Origin of the sequence: Clostridium ljungdahlii DSM 13528 (genome assembly GCF_000143685.1) — a bacterium.
GTDB lineage: Bacteria > Bacillota > Clostridia > Clostridiales > Clostridiaceae > Clostridium_B > Clostridium_B ljungdahlii.
On sequence record NC_014328.1, the window covers coordinates 3,981,589 to 3,997,760 of the forward strand.

Below are 16,172 nucleotides of genomic sequence, written 5' to 3' on the forward strand. Positions count from 1 at the left end.
ATATTTAAGTGTATATCTCTTATTAATCTTTCATATAGTAATTACATTCATACCCATCCGCTTTAAGTGGAAGTCCTGGAGCCCATTCTATAGGTTCACCAAAAATATCACATATTTCTTCCACTGTTCCTTTACCCTTAGGTACATCGCATATAAGTTCATCATGAACATGCATCACAATATGAAAACCTTTGTCTTCAACTCTCTGCATTGTTATGCCTAGGCAATCCCTAGCAGTGGCTTGAACTATATTCTCTACAATCTTAGGTCCATAAGTTTCTAATGTAGTCCACTGTTTAGAAGTCTGCTGTAAGCCTTCATAAGTAATTATTGGTTTATCATATGGACCGGGCTCTATCTTAGGTCTTATATAAGCTAACTTTCTTCCACTTGGCAGTTGAATAAATAAAACCCCTGGGTCATATATAAATTTAAGTCCAAATTGCAGAACTACTGTTGTCCTCTCTCTTATTGCTTTTTTAGCTGCTTTGTCTACGTCCCACCAAAATTTAGTTATGTGTGGGCTTGCATCTCTCCAATCTTTTACCAGTCCTGGGAGTTCATCTTCTGGAATATTTTTTTTCTTATCCATACTCATAAGAGCTCCAACACTTCCACCATAACCTAGTGCTAATTCTGCTATCTTTCCTTTTTGCCTCAGGTGTCCATTAATACCATGCTTTTCTACAGGAACCTTAAACATTTTAGATGCAGAGGCACAATAAATATCACCATTATTATTAAAAACATCAAGCCTCCATTGTTCTCCTGCATACCAGGCAATTACTCTTGCCTCTATGGCGCTAAAGTCAGCAACAATAAACCTATTACCTTCCTTAGGTATAAATGCAGTTCTAATAAGCTGTGAAAGCGTGTCAGGTATACTGTCATATAAGAACTCAACTTTATCAAATTGTCCTGTTCTTATGAAGTTTCTGGCATCATCTAAATCTGGTAAATGATTTTGTGGCAAATTCTGTACTTGTACTAATCTTCCAGCCCATCTTCCAGTACGGTTTGCACCATAGAATTGTAATAACCCTCTCATTCTTCCGTCTTCACATCTAGCTCTTTGCATAGTTTCATATTTTTTTATACTTGTCTTGGCCATAAGCTGTCTTAATTCTAAAATTTTTTTAACTTTTTCATCTTTACTTTCTTTTATAAGTGTTGGTATACTGTCCTTTGTAAGACTTTTAACTTCATGGCCAACCCTTTCACCAATCCATCTTTTTAATTGAGTTGGGCTATTAGGATTGCTTAATCCTGTTAATTCTGTAGCCTCTTTCGTAAGCCTTTTATTATAACTGTTATTACATTCAATTGCTTTTTCTATAAGCTCTATATCAGCTCCAACACCTCTATCATTTATGCACTGGTCTAATTCCCATAATCTCTGTTCATTTTCTGTAGTTGGATACCTATTCAATTTATTTCTTATAGCTCTTTCAACCTCAACATCTTGCTTATTATATTTTTTAAATATCTCCCACTTTTCTGGTGCATGTTCAGGTAAATTTCTAGTTCGGCCACCATTGGATTTAGTTGGCTTGCATGGCTTACAGAAATATTGAATTAAGGCTTTACCTTCTTTCATTTTTTGCTTGTCTTCTTCAAAACGCAGTACTTTACCAACCATATCAAGTGAACCTGGTAAACCAAGTATTAGAGATTGAACCATTGTGCATTGCCAATCTTCAGCATCTATTCCATTTATTAAATATTTCTTTAATGCATTAATCTCAAAATTGGCATTAAATGCAGTTTTTAATATTCCTGGATTTAATAGAGCAGTTTTAACTTTCTGGGGTAATTCTTCACCCTGAGCAAAATCTATAACTTCTACTGGTTCATCATTGAAAGCATAAGCAAATAGTAGTATTTGAAATGATGGGTGCTCACAATATTTATAAGCACCCACTTTTTTAATATCTAACTCGCAATATGTTTCAACATCTATTGCTAAAGTATCCATTAACCTAAGAAGTCATCTTCTGCTGTTTCTACAGCTTCAAAATCATCTTTTGCCCTTGTAAATCCTCCTAATGGTTCTCCATCTTCCAATTTTTGGACATTTCCCAGTCCTGCAGCAACACCCTTATTTCCTGATGCACTATATGGGAAAAAATTCAATGTAAGTCTTGCGTAGCATCCACTGTATACTTCTGTAGCATCCAAGACAGGTTGTACATTTTGGTCAACTACACCAGGCTTATTTTTGCTATTAGCATTTAAGAAATAACTGTTTTCATAAGCTTCATCATCTGGTCTTTCACTATCTCCATCACGAAGAGGTGTTTTTAAGTTTGATGGTATCTTACCATTCCATTTAGATTTACCCTGTTCCTTAGCTTCTGCTACAGCTTCTTTGATAGCTTTTAATGTATCTGTATCAGTCTTAGGAATTATTACACTTACTGAGTATTTAGGCTCATTTCCTTCTATTGCATGAGGTTCAAAGAGATGTGCATAGCTTAATCTAACCTTTCCTGTAGTTACCTTTGTTCCTGTTCTTTTTGCTTTTATATTTGACATAATATCTTCTCCTTTATAATTAAATTTTTTATTTATTGAAAATCTGCTTTTGCAGAATTAAACACTTCTCTTTTATCTGTTTCTGGTACTAATACGGGTTTACCCTGAGGTTTTTCAATAAAGCCCTTTAGTAATTGATTAAGTTTTTTCTTACCTATTGCTTTTTCCATAGCAGAAATGCCTAATAATTGAGCTGGTTTAAAAATAACATTGTCTGTATAGCCATTATCATAAAGAGTTTTAGCTACCATATTTTCATCTGTAAACTTCCTGTTACTTCTTCCTTCAACTACTTTAAATCCTGTAAATTCTTCACCTTTTAATGCCTGATCTAAAGCATAGTCCTGTACATCTTTTGCCCATTTAGCAAGTTCTTCTGCTTTCCCTAATATATAAGCTATATCATCATTATCTAGGGTTGTAGGCTCTTGAAACTCATATTTTGCTAGTTCCATATTTTTATCGGCTCTAGCTTTACATACTGCTTTAGCTCTGCAGAATCCACAGTGTTCTCCTGCTTTGAACTCTCCCTCGCCTTTGAAAGCAAGTTCAGCTGTAGGTTTTAGAACCTTTTCTGCCCATTCTAAGAGGTCATTTACTAATATTTCATCAGTAGAAATACTATCTAAGCGTGGTTGTATAATAGTCATTTTCACCTTTTTAATATCATACAGGAAACTAAATTCAGCTATTGCTCCAAGAGCATAAAGCCTCATTTGTGGATTTCCTTTTGCACTTACAGGAACACCTTTTCCATACTTTAAATCACATATCTCCATTGTTCCGTCTGCTATTGTTACAAAGTCACCTGTTCCAAAACCTTCAGGAACCCATTTACTAAAATTAAGTTTTTGTTCAATCTTAAAGATGGCATCCTTTGTTTTGGCCTTGGCTTCTGAAAATTTCTCCATGCATGTATCAACATAAGTTTCTACATAGTCTGGCATATCTGCGGTAAAAAGCTCATTATCTTGTATTTTTTTTAACCTTGAATTATAGGTTCTAGTAGCCATTTCTTTTAAATTATGTTTTAAAGTTATTTCTCCAAGTTCATGTGCAAGAGTTCCCTCTGCAGCATATTCACTTGTTTTTGGTGGAAATTTTTCTTCTAGTCTTACACAGGGTGGGCACTCAAGCCACCTATGTGAAGAACTAGCACTTAACACTGCATGTTGTTCTGGCATTATAGCAGCACCTCTGCTTCCTTATAGATTGCTTCATAGTCAGTTTCCTTTATTTCAGGAATTCTACTAGCACCATATTTTTTAGTAAGTTCCTTAGCTTCTTTTTGCTTTCCAGCCTTAATTATTTTTGTGAACACAGCCCTAACCATTTCCTTAGTTATCTTAGGATCTTCTTTTCTATCTTCCTTAGTATTTTTTGATTCTTCAACTTCTTTCTTATCTTCTTTTTTTACATCTTCCTTTTTATTTTCTTTGGCTACTTCTATCTTTGGAGCTTCTTTAACTTCTGACTTATTAGTTGTTGCAGTTCTATTTGCTCCTATAGGTCCTGCCACTGTTTTAGAAATATCTTTAGCACCAAAAGTACTAATAAAACTTAATAACTCCTCATTTGAATTGAATTCTGCTGTTATTTTCATAATTAAATTTCCTCCTAAAATTTATTTTTTATCCTAAAAAATCATCAATTTGCTTGTCAGTATCCTCAGTTGTTGCATCTAAATTTTTAAGTTCCTTTAGTACTACTTTTAATAATTCAGTTTTTGCAACATCTACGCTCCATGATCTTCTTAGCTCATTGTGATTGCATTGACCAGTAATAATTGATATTGATAAAACTTTTATTCCTGGCAAGAATTCAAAAGCAACTTTCTGTTCCTGAGTTGTCGTAATTTTAATTGCTTTTAGCATTATCTGCTGAATTATATTTAGGTTTTCTTCCATTAGTCAAAGCCTCCTAAAAACATTTTGTTTTCAAATGCTTCAATATCTACCTTTTCAACAATACATTTAGATGCGTTCTTAATATGCTGTTTATTACTTGAATATCTTGAAAACACACCTACTGAATAAAAATTGTTTGTTGGTACTACTACCACATCACCTTCTTTCAGGTCTTCAATATCCGTAAAGTATGAATATTCCATAAATTCTTGGTAGCCTTTGAACTTAACTAATGCTACTTTAATTTTTCTCACCCACCTTTATTCTTGTAGGCATTATTACTCCCACAAAGTCATTGCCCTTAAACATTCCTATTGGATTGAATCCAGTACGATTATTGTTAAACTTAAAATTTAAATTTCGTTTTTTAAAATAACTGTAGTAATTGTAATTAACACCTATATCTCCTATCTCAGTTTCTAAAACTATTATTTTGTGCTTTGAATCAAAGAAATGATATTTATTATTTTCACTATATTTATAAGTATCTATATCAGCCAAATCTTTAAATGTATTTTCTTTTAGCTCCCTTCTATTTATTAGCTTTTTTAATTTATTAGCATATCCTATAGTGACCAGATCCTCTCTTAAAAAGAAATACTCTGTTCCTATATAAATATTTTCATCAATCTTTACTTTTAAAGCTGTATTATGTGTCCTAATAATTTGGGCTGCAGTAACTTTCTTTAATGGGATTTCTGTAACTTGCTCCAATTTTTAATCCTCCATTTGACTTATTTCACAATCTACTATAGAATGTGAGTAGATTTATAAATTTTTCTTGGGCCCTCTGCAAAGGGTTCTTTTTTATTCTTCAATTTCAAAGGTTAAGTCTTTTCCATCTTCAACAATGAAGCATAATCCTATAGCTTCATGTACTCTCATACAATCTTCCAATGTAACCTTTTTAGCTCCATCTTTAAATTTCATGCCATTATCTCCTTTCTTAGAGTTTCAAGTGCTTCTTTTTTATATTTGTAAAGTGTACTTTGTGGCATATTTATAGATTTTGAAATTTCTCTCCACGTAAAATCATAAAAGTATCTCATTTCTATAATTTTCTTTAAGGTTCCAGGTAGCTTTCCTAATGCCATCCTTAAATCCAAATTGCTATATTCTGATACATCACCCATTATTAAATCCACCATTGGAGTATCTTCTTGATACCCCACTAATTGATCAAGTGAAACCGGAGCATATGATTCTTTTGTCCTGTCTCTTACCCTATTAGCAACATACCAACTGTCATTTCGTGCAAGATTAATTATGTGCCCTTCCACGTATTTATAAGCATAAGTGGAAAATTTTCTGCCCTTAGATTCATTAAAATTTTTAGCAGCTCTCATTAAACCTACACAACCAGCCTGAAACATATCATCATAGCTATATCTATATTTGAACTTCATGTATTGTTTGTGAGTAATTTTGTGTACCATTGGAATATAGTCCTCTACATTAATCAACTCTTCCTCCTCCTTTCTATTCTCCACACTCTTCCTCAAAGTATTTTGCTGCTTCATCAGGTGTATCAAAGGTTATACTATGTCTATAAATAGGTGTTCCACCATAAGCACTTTTAGTTCTAACCAGTTTTATAAAATCATCACCCTCATTGTAATAATAGTTGTTAGTATAACTTGGATATATTTTGCTTTTTACCATGATTAATCACCTACTTTCAATAAATCTATTTATTTCTTCTGAAGTATATAAATCTTTACCTCCAATAACTTTTGGATTTATTAATCCTGCTTTTTTATACCTTCCAAGAGTTCTAGTTGATATTTTTAGAAGTTTAGCAGCTTCTTCTCTTGAAAAAAGGGTTATCACTTCCAATTATTCATCCTCCTTATTAAATATTTCTTTAATAAATCTAATCTTGTTTTCTGAATCAATAATTTTATCAGGAGCATTTATGACTTTCTTTATCCAAGTTAGCAATTGCTCATTAAACATTAATAATACTTTTATTTCTCTTTCTTTTAATCCAGAAGTTACTATACAAGCTTTAAGTTCACTGATATCTAAAACTAAATCTTCAAAATTTTCATTAACAACATCTTTTATCATGCCTTTAGTAATTACACTCATGATTCTAGCCTCCTATGATGTGCCACTCTTTATAGCCATTTCTTTAATAATTGCCACATAACCCTCAATAAGTTTCTTATCATCTTGGATTACATCAAGAATTGTAAGCTTGTCTCTTTTGGATTTACAAATTCCTTCATCTGCCATTCTTCTACGTTTATTTGTAAGTCTTGTTTTAACATCAACTCCCATTCTTTCATTAAGTAGTTTATAGCTTTCTTCTCTAATAGCCTTTATGTGATCATATCCTCCAACATTAAGTGCTATCTTATTTACAAGTGCTGTTGTGTCTTTTCTCCATGAAGTAGAACTTAATGTAATAGTATCTCTTATACCTTGTACCTCTTTCTTTACCTCAGATGCTTCCTTTTTAGCTTCTGTAATACCTTGCTGTAATTTCTTTTGCCCTAGTTCAGCGTTAGCAAGAGATTCAAATATTTTGCTAAACATCTGTAGGCTTGGACTAAGTTGTGAAGTATCAAGTCCAGTATTAATTGAAGCTTCCATATCATTGAATTTTTTAGTGTAAATAGCTGTAAACGCTGTCCCCTTTACTCCCGTCAATTTGTTACTTACAAATTCACATCCTAACTTTGTAAGTAAGTAACATGGTTGGGTTTTATTCTGTGAATTTACATAAAGGCTTTCAATGAAATAATCTGTGGGATTTATAGGAGTGCTCAATTTTGAGCTGTCCTCATTTGCTTGCTTCATCTGACTAATATAGGTATTAATATCTCTCAATAAATTTTTATGATCTTTTCCTACCATTTTGGCTACTTCTCTACTGTCTAAAGTTAAGTTTTGTTTTGATACTAAATTGTTCAATAAATTCATCTCCTCATATAGTATTAAATCTTTAAAGCCTTAAATATTTCATCAGTAGAACAGTCATATAATCTACTCATTTTTAGAATTAAATCTCTTGAAGGCTTTAAATGGCCTTGCTCAATTTTATAGAAAGTACTTTTGCTTATGTCTAATTTATTTATAGCTTCTCCGGTTTCAATTCCGGCGTTTAACCTTCTAAGTCTTATAGGCGTTATCTTCATTTAATCACTTCCCTTGCTTATTTAATTACCTTATGGGTATATAATATCATTATTACCGATAATACTAAACTTCTATTTTATCATAAATACTGATAAAATTGTGAATTAAATCATTTATACTTATAAATTCTTTTACTTTCTTAAAATTGCCATTGAAATTATCAGTAAATATGATAAAATTATCACTAGGAGGTAATTTACATGTTAGGTGATAAAATAAAAGATTTGAGAAAATTAAAAAAGATAACCCAACAAAAATTGGCTAAAAGTATTGGATTAAGTCAATCTTCTATAGGAATGATAGAAAGTAACAAACAAGGTGCTAGTAATGAAACCTTAGTTAAACTTGCAAAACTTTTTGATGTTACTGTGGATTATCTTTTAGGTACAGATGAAATAGAGAATATAGGTTATATCATAAAAGAAGAAAGAGAGTATCAGGGCATCACTCAAAAAGAATTAAGTGATGCTGTTGGTATAAATGAAAATGAACTTGCTAAATATGAGAATAATGAGGCTCCAATTAGTCAATTTTTAGCCAAAAAAATAGCAAATTTTTTTGATATGTCATTTCCTGCTTTTCTTAATAAATATGGTCTATATGGTGACATACCCTCACAGTTTAATGGTGATGCTGATTGGTATGAGTCTTTTAAAAAAGCTGCATATTATGATGCAAATAGCAATACTACACCAAACAAGGTAGCAGAATCTTCAGATATTTATGAAACTATAAATAAAGATATGTCAAATGTAATTAATATTCCAATCGTAGGTGTAGTAAGGGCAGGGAAACCCATATTAGCGCAAGATAATATAAGTGGTTATTTACCTACTTTAAAACAATTTATTGATAATGACAAAGATTACTTTTATCTAAAAGTTAAAGGTGATTCCATGAATCAGGAATTTAAAGAAGGATCTTTATTATTAATTGAAAAAACACCATGCATTGAAAATGGTCAAATAGGTGTGGTTTTAATTGATGGTATGGAGGCTACAGTTAAAAAGATAGTTAAAAATGAGAATATGATTACTTTGATTCCAATGTCTAACAATCCTGAATATGTGCCAAAAATGTATGATATAAAAAAGGATGAAATTCAAATTATAGGAGTTGTAAAGCAAGCTACTAAAATTTATTAATTTGTACTGGTTAAATTTTGAAAGGGAGATGTTTTAGATGGCTGTTAGTGTAAAAGAACGTTATTCTAAAAGATTAAAAATAAAAACTTATTCTTATGAAATTGATTTTATAGATCCAACTACAAAAGAACGTATAAGAGAAACAGACAGTGGCTTTACAACTAAAAAAGAGGCAAGAGCTGCTGGTAGAAAAAAAGAAATAGAATTGAAAGATAAAACCACATTGGGATTTAAAAATAATAAAATTAAGTTTTCCAAATTTATAGTAGATTGGTTAAATACTATTAAACCACAATTAGCTAACTCAACCTGGGTAAGATATAAAATTGCTGTAGATAAAATAATGATTCCAGCTTTAGGTGATAAATATTTAGATAAGATAAAGCCAAGTGATATAAATGCTATGTACTTACATTGTACCAATGACTTAGGTAATTCTACTACAACTATAAGGCAATACCATTGGATACTTTCAAAAGCTTTTAAAAACGCTCTAAGATGGAAAATAATTGATTATGATATAATGACCACTATAGATCCACCAAAAAAAGCCAAACGTGAACTTACCGTGTATAATAAAGACCAATTATTCTTGTTATTAGATAGAATAAAAAATTTAACCTGTTATATGCCAGTTTTATTATCATCAACTACAGGTATGAGGCTAGGTGAGTTATGTGGATTAAGGTGGAAAGATGTTAACCTAAAAGATAAAGAAATATATATTACCAGGCAACTTCAAAAAGTTGATGGAGAACTCCAGTTATTAGAATTAAAAACTCCTACTTCAAAAAGAAAAATCCCTTTATTGGATTACACAATAAAAGGACTTGAAGATTTAAAACAAATTCAAGAGTATAATAAATCAAAAAATGAAAACTACGATAAACGTAGTTTTGTAATATGTAAAGAAGACGGATCTCCTTATGAACCTAATTATGTTTCTAAAAATTATACTAGAGTAATGAAACAATATAATGTATGTAAAAAATTAAATATACCTTATATTAGATTTCATGATTTAAGACATACTTATGCTACCATGCTCTTGGTTGCTAATACTAATCCAAAAGTAGTTTCTGAACTTATGGGACATAGTACAGTTAGTATGACATTAAATACTTATAGCCATGTGTTACCTAGCTTAAAGGAAAACGCTATAAACAAATTAGAAAATTTATTATTTCCGGGGGATGAAAACCCGCAAAAATAATAGTATTTTTTTAGCTTAATTTCCCGCAAATTTCCCCGCAAAATCATATTTTAATAGAATTTTAAATCTCTCAATCCCAGTTATATCAGTGGTGCACCCAGGGAGATTCGAACTCCCGGCCTCTGGATTCGAAGTCCATCACTCTATCCAGCTGAGCTATGGGTGCTCATACTATTTAATTATAAATATGAAAATGGAGCGGGTGAAGAGAATCGAACTCTCATAACTAGCTTGGAAGGCTAGCACTCTACCATTGAGTTACACCCGCATATCTTTATTAAATTAAATGGTCGGGGTGACAGGGATTGAACCTGCGACCTCATGGTCCCAAACCACGCGCGCTCCCATCTGCGCCACACCCCGTTATTAAATTGAACTTATGGTGCGTCATCGGGGGCTCGAACCCCGGACAACCTGATTAAGAGTCAGATGCTCTACCAACTGAGCTAATAACGCTAATCATGGTGCGTCTTAAGGGATTCGAACCCCCGGCACACGGCTTAGAAGGCCGTTGCTCTATCCAACTGAGCTAAAGACGCATATTTGGAGCGGGTGAAGAGAATCGAACTCTCATAACTAGCTTGGAAGGCTAGCACTCTACCATTGAGTTACACCCGCAATTTATTTGGAGCGGAAGACGAGATTCGAACTCGCGACGTTCACCTTGGCAAGGTGACGCTCTACCACTGAGCCACTCCCGCATATATAAAAATTGCATTTATTATTACAAATGGTGCAGGTGAAGGGAGTCGAACCCCCACGCCGTAAAGCGCTAGATCCTAAGTCTAGTGCGTCTGCCAATTCCGCCACACCTGCATAGACTAATGTAATAATTTAAAATTAAAATGGTGGCTCACCGGGGAATCGAACCCCGGACAACATGATTAAAAGTCATGTGCTCTACCAACTGAGCTAGTGAACCATTTTGGCTGGGATGGCAGGATTTGAACCTACGAATGATGGAGTCAAAGTCCATTGCCTTACCACTTGGCTACACCCCAACAGTGGGGTGAACGATGGGGCTCGAACCCACGACAACCAGAACCACAATCTGGCGCTCTACCAACTGAACTACGTTCACCACATCTTGGTGCGCCATCGGGGACTCGAACCCCGGGCAACCTGATTAAGAGTCAGATGCTCTACCAACTGAGCTAATGGCGCTTATGGTGCGTCTTAAGGGATTCGAACCCCCGGCACACGGCTTAGAAGGCCGTTGCTCTATCCAACTGAGCTAAAGACGCACGCTTGGAGCGGGTGAAGAGAATCGAACTCTCATAACTAGCTTGGAAGGCTAGCACTCTACCATTGAGTTACACCCGCATAATCTTTTATGTCAAATAAAAAGAATTCACTACTTTATTTCTTCCTTACATTCAACTAAGTTTTATCTTAATTAAATGGTCGGGGTGACAGGGATTGAACCTGCGACCTCATGGTCCCAAACCACGCGCGCTCCCATCTGCGCCACACCCCGTTATTAAGAAATCATCTTGTTTATCTTGAAATCTTTTTTGTAACTCCTGACAACATCAATTATTTTACACGATATATTCTAATTCGTCAATACCCTATTTTACTTTTTTTTATTTTTATTTATAATTCTATGATATCTGGCCTTATAATTTTATCATTTATGCTTATGATAGCAGCGCTTTTCAGCCCATTTCTAGGCAAAGACGGACTTCCTGGATTAACAAAGTATATACCATCCTCATAGGCTATTTCAGATACATGAGTATGCCCAAATAGGACTATATCTGCCTCTTCCTCTAAAGCCCTATATCTTAACCTAGATAAATCGTATTTAACGTCATACCTATGCCCATGAGTTATTAAAAACTTTTTACCTTCTATAATTTCTATCCTTTCAGGAGGGACATCTACAGAAAAGTCACAATTTCCCCTTACGTTTATAATGTTACCATGATAAAATTTTTCTATTTCTTTTACATCTTCTACATTATCTCCAAGATGAATAATCAAATCCATATGATTTAATACCTGCATAACTTTTTTTACCATTTGCTTGTATCTATGTGTATCACTTACTACTCCTATTTGCAAATTCTAAACCTCCTCCATAATGTCCCTCATTTGCTCCTTCAATTTTTTAAGTGCATTAGCTCTATGGCTTATAGAGTTTTTTATTTCATAGGGCAGTTCTCCAAAAGTTTTATGATATTCGGGCACGTAAAACAGCGGATCATAACCAAATTTATTATTTCCTCTCTCTTCATCACATATTATACCATTTACTTCGCCCTCAACTTTAAATGTCCTTTTTGAATCCACTATAAGTACTAGTGCACATACAAACTTAGCTTCCCTATCTTGTGGTTTCATACCTTCTAAAAGCTTTAACAGCTTTTCATTGTTTTTTTTGTCATTTCCATGTTCCCCTGCAAACCTTGCAGAGTACACCCCTGGTGCCCCATTTAGTCCTTTAACCATTAATCCTGAATCATCTGCAAGAACCATACACTTATCCTGCAGTATATGGTATATAGTACTGGCTTTTTTATAGGCATTTTCTGAAAATGTTTTTCCATCCTCTAAGATATCCACATTTAAATTCATATCTTTCATAGACAAAATTTCTATAGGATATTTGGAAAGTATTTGCTTAATTTCTCTTATCTTATTACAATTATTGCTTGCCACTACTAGTTTTTTCATCATTTTCCTCCTGTACCTATCCATAGAGAATCCATTTTTAAACTCTCTTTTTGGGCATGAATCATATTGTTTATTCCTTTTTCACCTAAACGTAAAAGTTCCTGCAGATCATCTCTAGTAAATGGGCTTTGTTCTCCTGTACCCTGTATTTCAACAAACTCTCCTGAATCCGTCATTACTATGTTCATATCCACTTGAGCTCTTGAATCTTCTAAATAACATAAATCAAGCATTCTCACATTATTTACTATTCCCACACTTATAGCACTGACAAAGTCTCTTATAGGATAAACTGTAAAAGGGGTACGTTTATGAAGTTTATTTACAGCATCTACAAGTGCTACAAAAGCTCCTGATATAGAAGCAGTTCTAGTTCCTCCATCTGCTTGGATTACATCACAGTCAACCCATATAGTTTTTTCTCCCATAGCTTTCAAATCCACTACAGATCTAAGTGCTCTTCCTATTATTCTTTGTATTTCCATTGTCCTTCCATCAATTTTTCCTTTAGTTATATCTCTAATTTTTCTAACTTGAGTAGCCCTAGGCAGCATATTATATTCACAGGTAATCCATCCTTCCCCTTTTCCTTTTAGGAAAGGAGGTACTCTATCTTCTATAGAAGCAGTACATATTACCTTTGTATCTCCTGTTTCTATAAGTACTGATCCTTCTGCATATTTTGTATAATCTCTTGTTATTTTTATAGGCCTAATCTGATCATATTTTCTACCATCAATTCTCATACTTTACCTCCAAAATCAAAACTATATTACTAATTATACATCAATTATTTCAACTTTTCCTCTAGTACAAATAACTCATCTCTTTTAGGCGGTACAACCTCTTTTTCAAATTCATCACAAACCAATATTCCCTTTTCCCTGGTAATTTTGCCTATAATATATGCATTAATATTTTGGCTTTTTAAAAGTTTAACGAGTTTATTTCCATCTTTTGTAGTAATGAGCATACTTCCTGAAGATATAAACCTCAAAGGATCAACTGCGTACTTATTACATATCTTTTCTGTTATTTTAGTAATTGGCATCTTATTTTTATATACTTTAAATCCTACTTTACTTGCCTTGGCAACTTCCCAAAGTGCCCCTAGTACTCCACCTTCAGTTATGTCATGCATAGAATTTACTCCTGATTTTGCTGATAAAATCCCCTCTTTTACCACACTTATATATTTTATATAACCTTTTGCCTCTTTTATTTCCTCAGTGGTAAGTATATTCTTTAACTTATCTTCGTAGTCATTTACTACAATACTAGTTCCTTCCAGGCACAAATGTTTTGTTACCAGTATATCATCCCCTTCTTTTGCACCTGAAGTAGCTACAGCTTCTCCGCTTTTTCCTTTTCCTATTACAGTACAGGATATTACCATTTTATTTACAGCTCTTGTTATTTCCGTATGCCCGCCTAAAATTTCCACATTTAGTTTTTCCGTTTCCTCACTGATTTCTTCCATAATTCTTCTTATGTCTTCTAAAGAACTACTTTCTGGAGCTAAAATCGTAACTAAAATTCCAACAGGCTCAACCCCACAAGATGCTATATCATTACAATTTATATGAACTGCAAGCTTTCCACTGTTCACACTAGCCCCTGTAATAGGATCTGTAGACATGACACATTCCATATCTCCAAAATTAACTACACTGCAGTCCTCTCCTATACCGCTTCTTATTCTCACATCTTCTCGTACTACTTTCCTATTTTCATCTATTATAGTTTTTAAATCTTCCCAATTTAATTTTCCAGCTTTCATAAAAATTCCTTCTTTCTAAAAATAAACAAGCACTATTTTACATCTCACCTCATATTATATATATAAGGATTAATTTATGGTAGGTGTGAATATTTTGAAATATATAGGACCTTTTTTGAGAATTAATAAGGTAAACCCGGCTAACATCAAAAATCAACTATTTTATTTATCAAAAGAATCTTTAAAGGAAATTGTACTGCACTCAGAATGCGGAGTTTCCACTCCAGTTAAAGAACTTGATATAAAAAACATACCCAACTTTGATATTAACACATTTAAAGGTGTTTCTCCACTTATATGTATTTATAGGAAAGCAAACCCTATTCTCATAAATATGGACAATAAGTTATGTTGGAACCAAGATAAATTTAAAAAAGAAATAAACATAGATAGCAATACACTTATGACTCTATGTTTACTAGAACTTTGTGATTACTATAATCTATTTAACAACATAGATAAAAGAAATTATAATTTAGGGAAATTGTATGAATCCCTTTGTAAAAGTCAATTAAAATTTTATGCTCTGCACTTTAGAAATAATGAAGGTGTATTTACAGATAAAAAACTAGAAGACGGTTCCCTTATGGATGACTTAAAATTTGCAGATAAAAATAAAAAGTTCAAATTTTCATCTCAGGCACTTTTAATGGCTGCCTACTACAAATGCAGCACTTTACTTGAAGGAGAAGAAAGGGAGGACTTTAGAAATTTTTCTTTTGACATTCTAAATATGCTTATAAAATTAAAAGAAGACTTGTATGATTTATCTTTTGAAGAACTTACAAGATTATGCTTTGGTCTTAATATATTCTACAGCTATTCCAAAGACTTGACCTGTAAAGATCTAATACTCGACATATCAGAGCTTATATTTGAAAAATTTTATTCTGACAACACCTTGGCTGAATCTTTAAGAGAAACAGATGTAGAAAATGATTCATTGAATTATATAAATTATATGCTTATATATAAGTACACAAATATTATAAAGTCTAAGGACAATGCCGACTTTATATTTAAAAGACTTTTAAAGTTGTATGATGCAGAAAAAGGATTATTTATTAAAAATACCTCCAAAAAAAACATTGAATTTACATGTTTAGAAATCATGCTATATCTTATAGTCTTTCTCATAGATGTAGATGTATATAAGGATAAAGATAAAAACAGTTTAATAGTACTGGACATATTTAAGCGTCAGCTTATAGACTCAGGTATAATTTTAAGTTGGCCTGATGCCCCTGATCTAAGCAGTGCAGAAAGGTACGAAAACTTTTCTCTTAAATCTGAAGATTTAAGAGAAGAACAAAATTTTAAAACAGATTCAATTCCATCACCTGAATCATGTGAAATAGCACCTGTTTTTACCAAATACGTAACTTACAGCAGAAAAAAGGAAAGTTTTAAATCTGTAAAAACTTCCTTTGACGCCTATAAAAATATGTCTATATTTTTTCTTGTAATACATCTTTTAAGTCCTAAAATAGCACAATAATAATACATCAGTACTAAAAGTTTTTAAAAATATTTTTTAATATTTAGGACATAATAATATAACTACAGTACAAGCACTTCATAATTTAACTTTAAAACTAAGTCTGCTTCTATAAGGTAGGTGATACCTAATGATGAATATTAATTGCTCGGAAAGTTGCATACATGAAAAAAACGGAAAATGTACCTTAGATCAAATTAATGCTATTACAAACCTTTCATCTTTAGAAACAAACTGTATATATTTTACTCCAAAAGGACAATTAAAAAGC

At 32.7% G+C, this 16,172-nt stretch carries 21 protein-coding genes and 15 tRNA genes; 3 read left to right on the forward strand and 33 right to left on the reverse strand.

Translation table 11 applies throughout. The annotated features are described in order from the left end of the window. Nucleotides 1-22 precede the first annotated feature (22 nt). The 14 genes from CLJU_RS17985 to CLJU_RS18040 all read right to left on the reverse strand — a co-directional run bounded on the left by CLJU_RS17985 (nt 23) and on the right by CLJU_RS18040 (nt 7,585). A complete protein-coding gene (locus CLJU_RS17985; RefSeq protein WP_013240279.1) occupies nt 23-1,975 on the reverse strand; it encodes a DNA polymerase in 1,953 nt (650 codons plus the stop codon). Continuing rightward, nucleotides 1,975-2,535, reverse strand: a complete 561-nt coding sequence (locus tag CLJU_RS17990) for a DUF2815 family protein (protein WP_013240280.1) — start codon at nt 2,533-2,535, stop codon at nt 1,975-1,977. Before CLJU_RS17990 ends, CLJU_RS17985 begins: the two co-directional genes overlap by 1 nt. 32 nt (nt 2,536-2,567) lie before the next feature. Then, nucleotides 2,568-3,719 carry a DUF2800 domain-containing protein gene (locus tag CLJU_RS17995; protein ID WP_013240281.1) on the reverse strand — a complete coding sequence of 384 codons (1,152 nt, stop codon included), beginning with the start codon at nt 3,717-3,719 and terminating at the stop codon, nt 2,568-2,570. Further along, entirely contained in the window at nt 3,719-4,138 is a 420-nt protein-coding gene (locus tag CLJU_RS18000; RefSeq protein ID WP_013240282.1) for a hypothetical protein, read from the reverse strand. Before CLJU_RS18000 ends, CLJU_RS17995 begins: the two co-directional genes overlap by 1 nt. A gap of 28 nt (nt 4,139-4,166) precedes the next feature. Further along, complete coding sequence (locus CLJU_RS18005; protein ID WP_013240283.1) at nt 4,167-4,442, reverse strand: hypothetical protein; 276 nt, start codon at nt 4,440-4,442, stop codon at nt 4,167-4,169. Then, nucleotides 4,442-4,645, reverse strand: a complete 204-nt coding sequence (locus CLJU_RS18010) for a hypothetical protein (RefSeq protein WP_049781931.1) — start codon at nt 4,643-4,645, stop codon at nt 4,442-4,444. Before CLJU_RS18010 ends, CLJU_RS18005 begins: the two co-directional genes overlap by 1 nt. A gap of 37 nt (nt 4,646-4,682) precedes the next feature. Then, a complete protein-coding gene (locus CLJU_RS18015; protein ID WP_013240285.1) occupies nt 4,683-5,156 on the reverse strand; it encodes a lipocalin/fatty acid-binding family protein in 474 nt (157 codons plus the stop codon). Nucleotides 5,157-5,249: 93 nt separating this feature from the next. After that, complete coding sequence (locus CLJU_RS23225; RefSeq protein ID WP_278244742.1) at nt 5,250-5,372, reverse strand: hypothetical protein; 123 nt, start codon at nt 5,370-5,372, stop codon at nt 5,250-5,252. Next, a complete protein-coding gene (locus CLJU_RS18020) occupies nt 5,369-5,905 on the reverse strand; it encodes a sigma-70 family RNA polymerase sigma factor (protein ID WP_041705202.1) in 537 nt (178 codons plus the stop codon). Before CLJU_RS18020 ends, CLJU_RS23225 begins: the two co-directional genes overlap by 4 nt. Nucleotides 5,906-5,921: 16 nt before the next feature. Further along, nucleotides 5,922-6,104, reverse strand: coding sequence for a hypothetical protein (locus CLJU_RS18025; protein WP_041705203.1), 183 nt, complete (start codon nt 6,102-6,104; stop codon nt 5,922-5,924). A 6-nt stretch (nt 6,105-6,110) separates the two neighbouring features. Further along, a complete protein-coding gene (locus CLJU_RS21895) occupies nt 6,111-6,272 on the reverse strand; it encodes a helix-turn-helix domain-containing protein (protein ID WP_013240287.1) in 162 nt (53 codons plus the stop codon). 6 nt (nt 6,273-6,278) lie between these two features. Next, the gene (locus CLJU_RS18030; protein ID WP_013240288.1) at nt 6,279-6,533 is read right to left on the reverse strand and encodes a hypothetical protein; all 255 of its coding nucleotides are present in this window, start codon (nt 6,531-6,533) and stop codon (nt 6,279-6,281) included. Between the two features lie 12 nt (nt 6,534-6,545). Further along, entirely contained in the window at nt 6,546-7,361 is an 816-nt protein-coding gene (locus CLJU_RS23080) for a Rha family transcriptional regulator (RefSeq protein WP_013240289.1), read from the reverse strand. Between the two features lie 23 nt (nt 7,362-7,384). After that, nucleotides 7,385-7,585, reverse strand: a complete 201-nt coding sequence (locus tag CLJU_RS18040) for a helix-turn-helix transcriptional regulator (protein ID WP_013240290.1) — start codon at nt 7,583-7,585, stop codon at nt 7,385-7,387. Between the two features lie 201 nt (nt 7,586-7,786). Between CLJU_RS18040 and CLJU_RS21500 the strand changes: the two genes are divergently transcribed. Both CLJU_RS21500 and CLJU_RS21900 read left to right on the forward strand, forming a co-directional pair. After that, nucleotides 7,787-8,731: a helix-turn-helix domain-containing protein gene (locus CLJU_RS21500; protein ID WP_013240291.1), complete on the forward strand. Its 945-nt coding sequence runs from the start codon at nt 7,787-7,789 to the stop codon at nt 8,729-8,731. 37 nt (nt 8,732-8,768) lie between these two features. Continuing rightward, nucleotides 8,769-9,944: a tyrosine-type recombinase/integrase gene (locus tag CLJU_RS21900; RefSeq protein ID WP_013240292.1), complete on the forward strand. Its 1,176-nt coding sequence runs from the start codon at nt 8,769-8,771 to the stop codon at nt 9,942-9,944. An 89-nt stretch (nt 9,945-10,033) separates the two neighbouring features. Here CLJU_RS21900 and CLJU_RS18060 read toward each other — a convergent pair. The 19 genes from CLJU_RS18060 to CLJU_RS18150 all read right to left on the reverse strand — a co-directional run bounded on the left by CLJU_RS18060 (nt 10,034) and on the right by CLJU_RS18150 (nt 14,403). Next, nucleotides 10,034-10,110 (reverse strand) — tRNA-Arg (locus CLJU_RS18060). Nucleotides 10,111-10,138: 28 nt separating this feature from the next. Next, nucleotides 10,139-10,212 (reverse strand) — tRNA-Gly (locus CLJU_RS18065). A 19-nt stretch (nt 10,213-10,231) separates the two neighbouring features. Continuing rightward, nucleotides 10,232-10,307 (reverse strand) — tRNA-Pro (locus CLJU_RS18070). A 17-nt stretch (nt 10,308-10,324) separates the two neighbouring features. Further along, nucleotides 10,325-10,400: transfer RNA gene (locus CLJU_RS18075), tRNA-Lys, on the reverse strand. A 6-nt stretch (nt 10,401-10,406) separates the two neighbouring features. Beyond that, a tRNA-Arg gene (locus CLJU_RS18080) sits at nt 10,407-10,483 on the reverse strand. A gap of 5 nt (nt 10,484-10,488) precedes the next feature. Further along, nucleotides 10,489-10,562 (reverse strand) — tRNA-Gly (locus CLJU_RS18085). 8 nt (nt 10,563-10,570) lie between these two features. Beyond that, nucleotides 10,571-10,645 (reverse strand) — tRNA-Gly (locus CLJU_RS18090). Between the two features lie 30 nt (nt 10,646-10,675). Beyond that, a tRNA-Leu gene (locus CLJU_RS18095) sits at nt 10,676-10,760 on the reverse strand. Nucleotides 10,761-10,790: 30 nt separating this feature from the next. After that, nucleotides 10,791-10,866: transfer RNA gene (locus CLJU_RS18100), tRNA-Lys, on the reverse strand. Between the two features lie 4 nt (nt 10,867-10,870). Beyond that, nucleotides 10,871-10,945, reverse strand: a tRNA-Gln gene (locus tag CLJU_RS18105). 4 nt (nt 10,946-10,949) lie between these two features. Further along, nucleotides 10,950-11,025: transfer RNA gene (locus CLJU_RS18110), tRNA-His, on the reverse strand. A 7-nt stretch (nt 11,026-11,032) separates the two neighbouring features. Next, nucleotides 11,033-11,108: transfer RNA gene (locus CLJU_RS18115), tRNA-Lys, on the reverse strand. 3 nt (nt 11,109-11,111) lie between these two features. Next, nucleotides 11,112-11,188 (reverse strand) — tRNA-Arg (locus CLJU_RS18120). A gap of 5 nt (nt 11,189-11,193) precedes the next feature. Beyond that, nucleotides 11,194-11,267, reverse strand: a tRNA-Gly gene (locus tag CLJU_RS18125). Nucleotides 11,268-11,345: 78 nt separating this feature from the next. Further along, a tRNA-Pro gene (locus CLJU_RS18130) sits at nt 11,346-11,421 on the reverse strand. A 119-nt stretch (nt 11,422-11,540) separates the two neighbouring features. Then, nucleotides 11,541-12,011 (reverse strand): metallophosphoesterase, encoded by a 471-nt coding sequence (locus tag CLJU_RS18135; RefSeq protein ID WP_013240293.1) that lies wholly within the window; start codon nt 12,009-12,011, stop codon nt 11,541-11,543. 3 nt (nt 12,012-12,014) lie between these two features. Continuing rightward, complete coding sequence (locus tag CLJU_RS18140) at nt 12,015-12,623, reverse strand: XTP/dITP diphosphatase (RefSeq protein WP_013240294.1); 609 nt, start codon at nt 12,621-12,623, stop codon at nt 12,015-12,017. After that, nucleotides 12,623-13,369 (reverse strand): ribonuclease PH, encoded by a 747-nt coding sequence (gene rph / locus CLJU_RS18145; RefSeq protein ID WP_013240295.1) that lies wholly within the window; start codon nt 13,367-13,369, stop codon nt 12,623-12,625. Before rph ends, CLJU_RS18140 begins: the two co-directional genes overlap by 1 nt. 44 nt (nt 13,370-13,413) lie before the next feature. Next, nucleotides 13,414-14,403 carry an AIR synthase family protein gene (locus CLJU_RS18150; RefSeq protein WP_013240296.1) on the reverse strand — a complete coding sequence of 330 codons (990 nt, stop codon included), beginning with the start codon at nt 14,401-14,403 and terminating at the stop codon, nt 13,414-13,416. An 85-nt stretch (nt 14,404-14,488) separates the two neighbouring features. Between CLJU_RS18150 and CLJU_RS18155 the strand changes: the two genes are divergently transcribed. Continuing rightward, nucleotides 14,489-15,901, forward strand: coding sequence for a hypothetical protein (locus tag CLJU_RS18155; RefSeq protein ID WP_242825736.1), 1,413 nt, complete (start codon nt 14,489-14,491; stop codon nt 15,899-15,901). Nucleotides 15,902-16,172: the final 271 nt, after the last annotated feature.

Bases quoted from the DNA above. Each gene is read 5' to 3' on its own strand.
- rph (WP_013240295.1), bottom strand. From the start codon at position 13,369: ATGAGAATTGATGGTAGAAAATATGATCAGATTAGGCCTATAAAAATA.
- CLJU_RS17985 (WP_013240279.1), bottom strand. From the start codon at position 1,975: ATGGATACTTTAGCAATAGATGTTGAAACATATTGCGAGTTAGATATT.
- CLJU_RS17995 (WP_013240281.1), bottom strand. From the start codon at position 3,719: ATGCCAGAACAACATGCAGTGTTAAGTGCTAGTTCTTCACATAGGTGG.
- CLJU_RS21900 (WP_013240292.1), top strand. From the start codon at position 8,769: ATGGCTGTTAGTGTAAAAGAACGTTATTCTAAAAGATTAAAAATAAAA.
- CLJU_RS18005 (WP_013240283.1), bottom strand. From the start codon at position 4,442: ATGGAAGAAAACCTAAATATAATTCAGCAGATAATGCTAAAAGCAATT.
- CLJU_RS23225 (WP_278244742.1), bottom strand. From the start codon at position 5,372: ATGAAATTTAAAGATGGAGCTAAAAAGGTTACATTGGAAGATTGTATG.
- CLJU_RS21500 (WP_013240291.1), top strand. From the start codon at position 7,787: ATGTTAGGTGATAAAATAAAAGATTTGAGAAAATTAAAAAAGATAACC.
- CLJU_RS18150 (WP_013240296.1), bottom strand. From the start codon at position 14,403: ATGAAAGCTGGAAAATTAAATTGGGAAGATTTAAAAACTATAATAGAT.
- CLJU_RS18010 (WP_049781931.1), bottom strand. From the start codon at position 4,645: ATGGAATATTCATACTTTACGGATATTGAAGACCTGAAAGAAGGTGAT.
- CLJU_RS18030 (WP_013240288.1), bottom strand. From the start codon at position 6,533: ATGAGTGTAATTACTAAAGGCATGATAAAAGATGTTGTTAATGAAAAT.
- CLJU_RS18140 (WP_013240294.1), bottom strand. From the start codon at position 12,623: ATGAAAAAACTAGTAGTGGCAAGCAATAATTGTAATAAGATAAGAGAA.
- CLJU_RS18040 (WP_013240290.1), bottom strand. From the start codon at position 7,585: ATGAAGATAACGCCTATAAGACTTAGAAGGTTAAACGCCGGAATTGAA.
- CLJU_RS18000 (WP_013240282.1), bottom strand. From the start codon at position 4,138: ATGAAAATAACAGCAGAATTCAATTCAAATGAGGAGTTATTAAGTTTT.
- CLJU_RS17990 (WP_013240280.1), bottom strand. From the start codon at position 2,535: ATGTCAAATATAAAAGCAAAAAGAACAGGAACAAAGGTAACTACAGGA.
- CLJU_RS18025 (WP_041705203.1), bottom strand. From the start codon at position 6,104: ATGGTAAAAAGCAAAATATATCCAAGTTATACTAACAACTATTATTAC.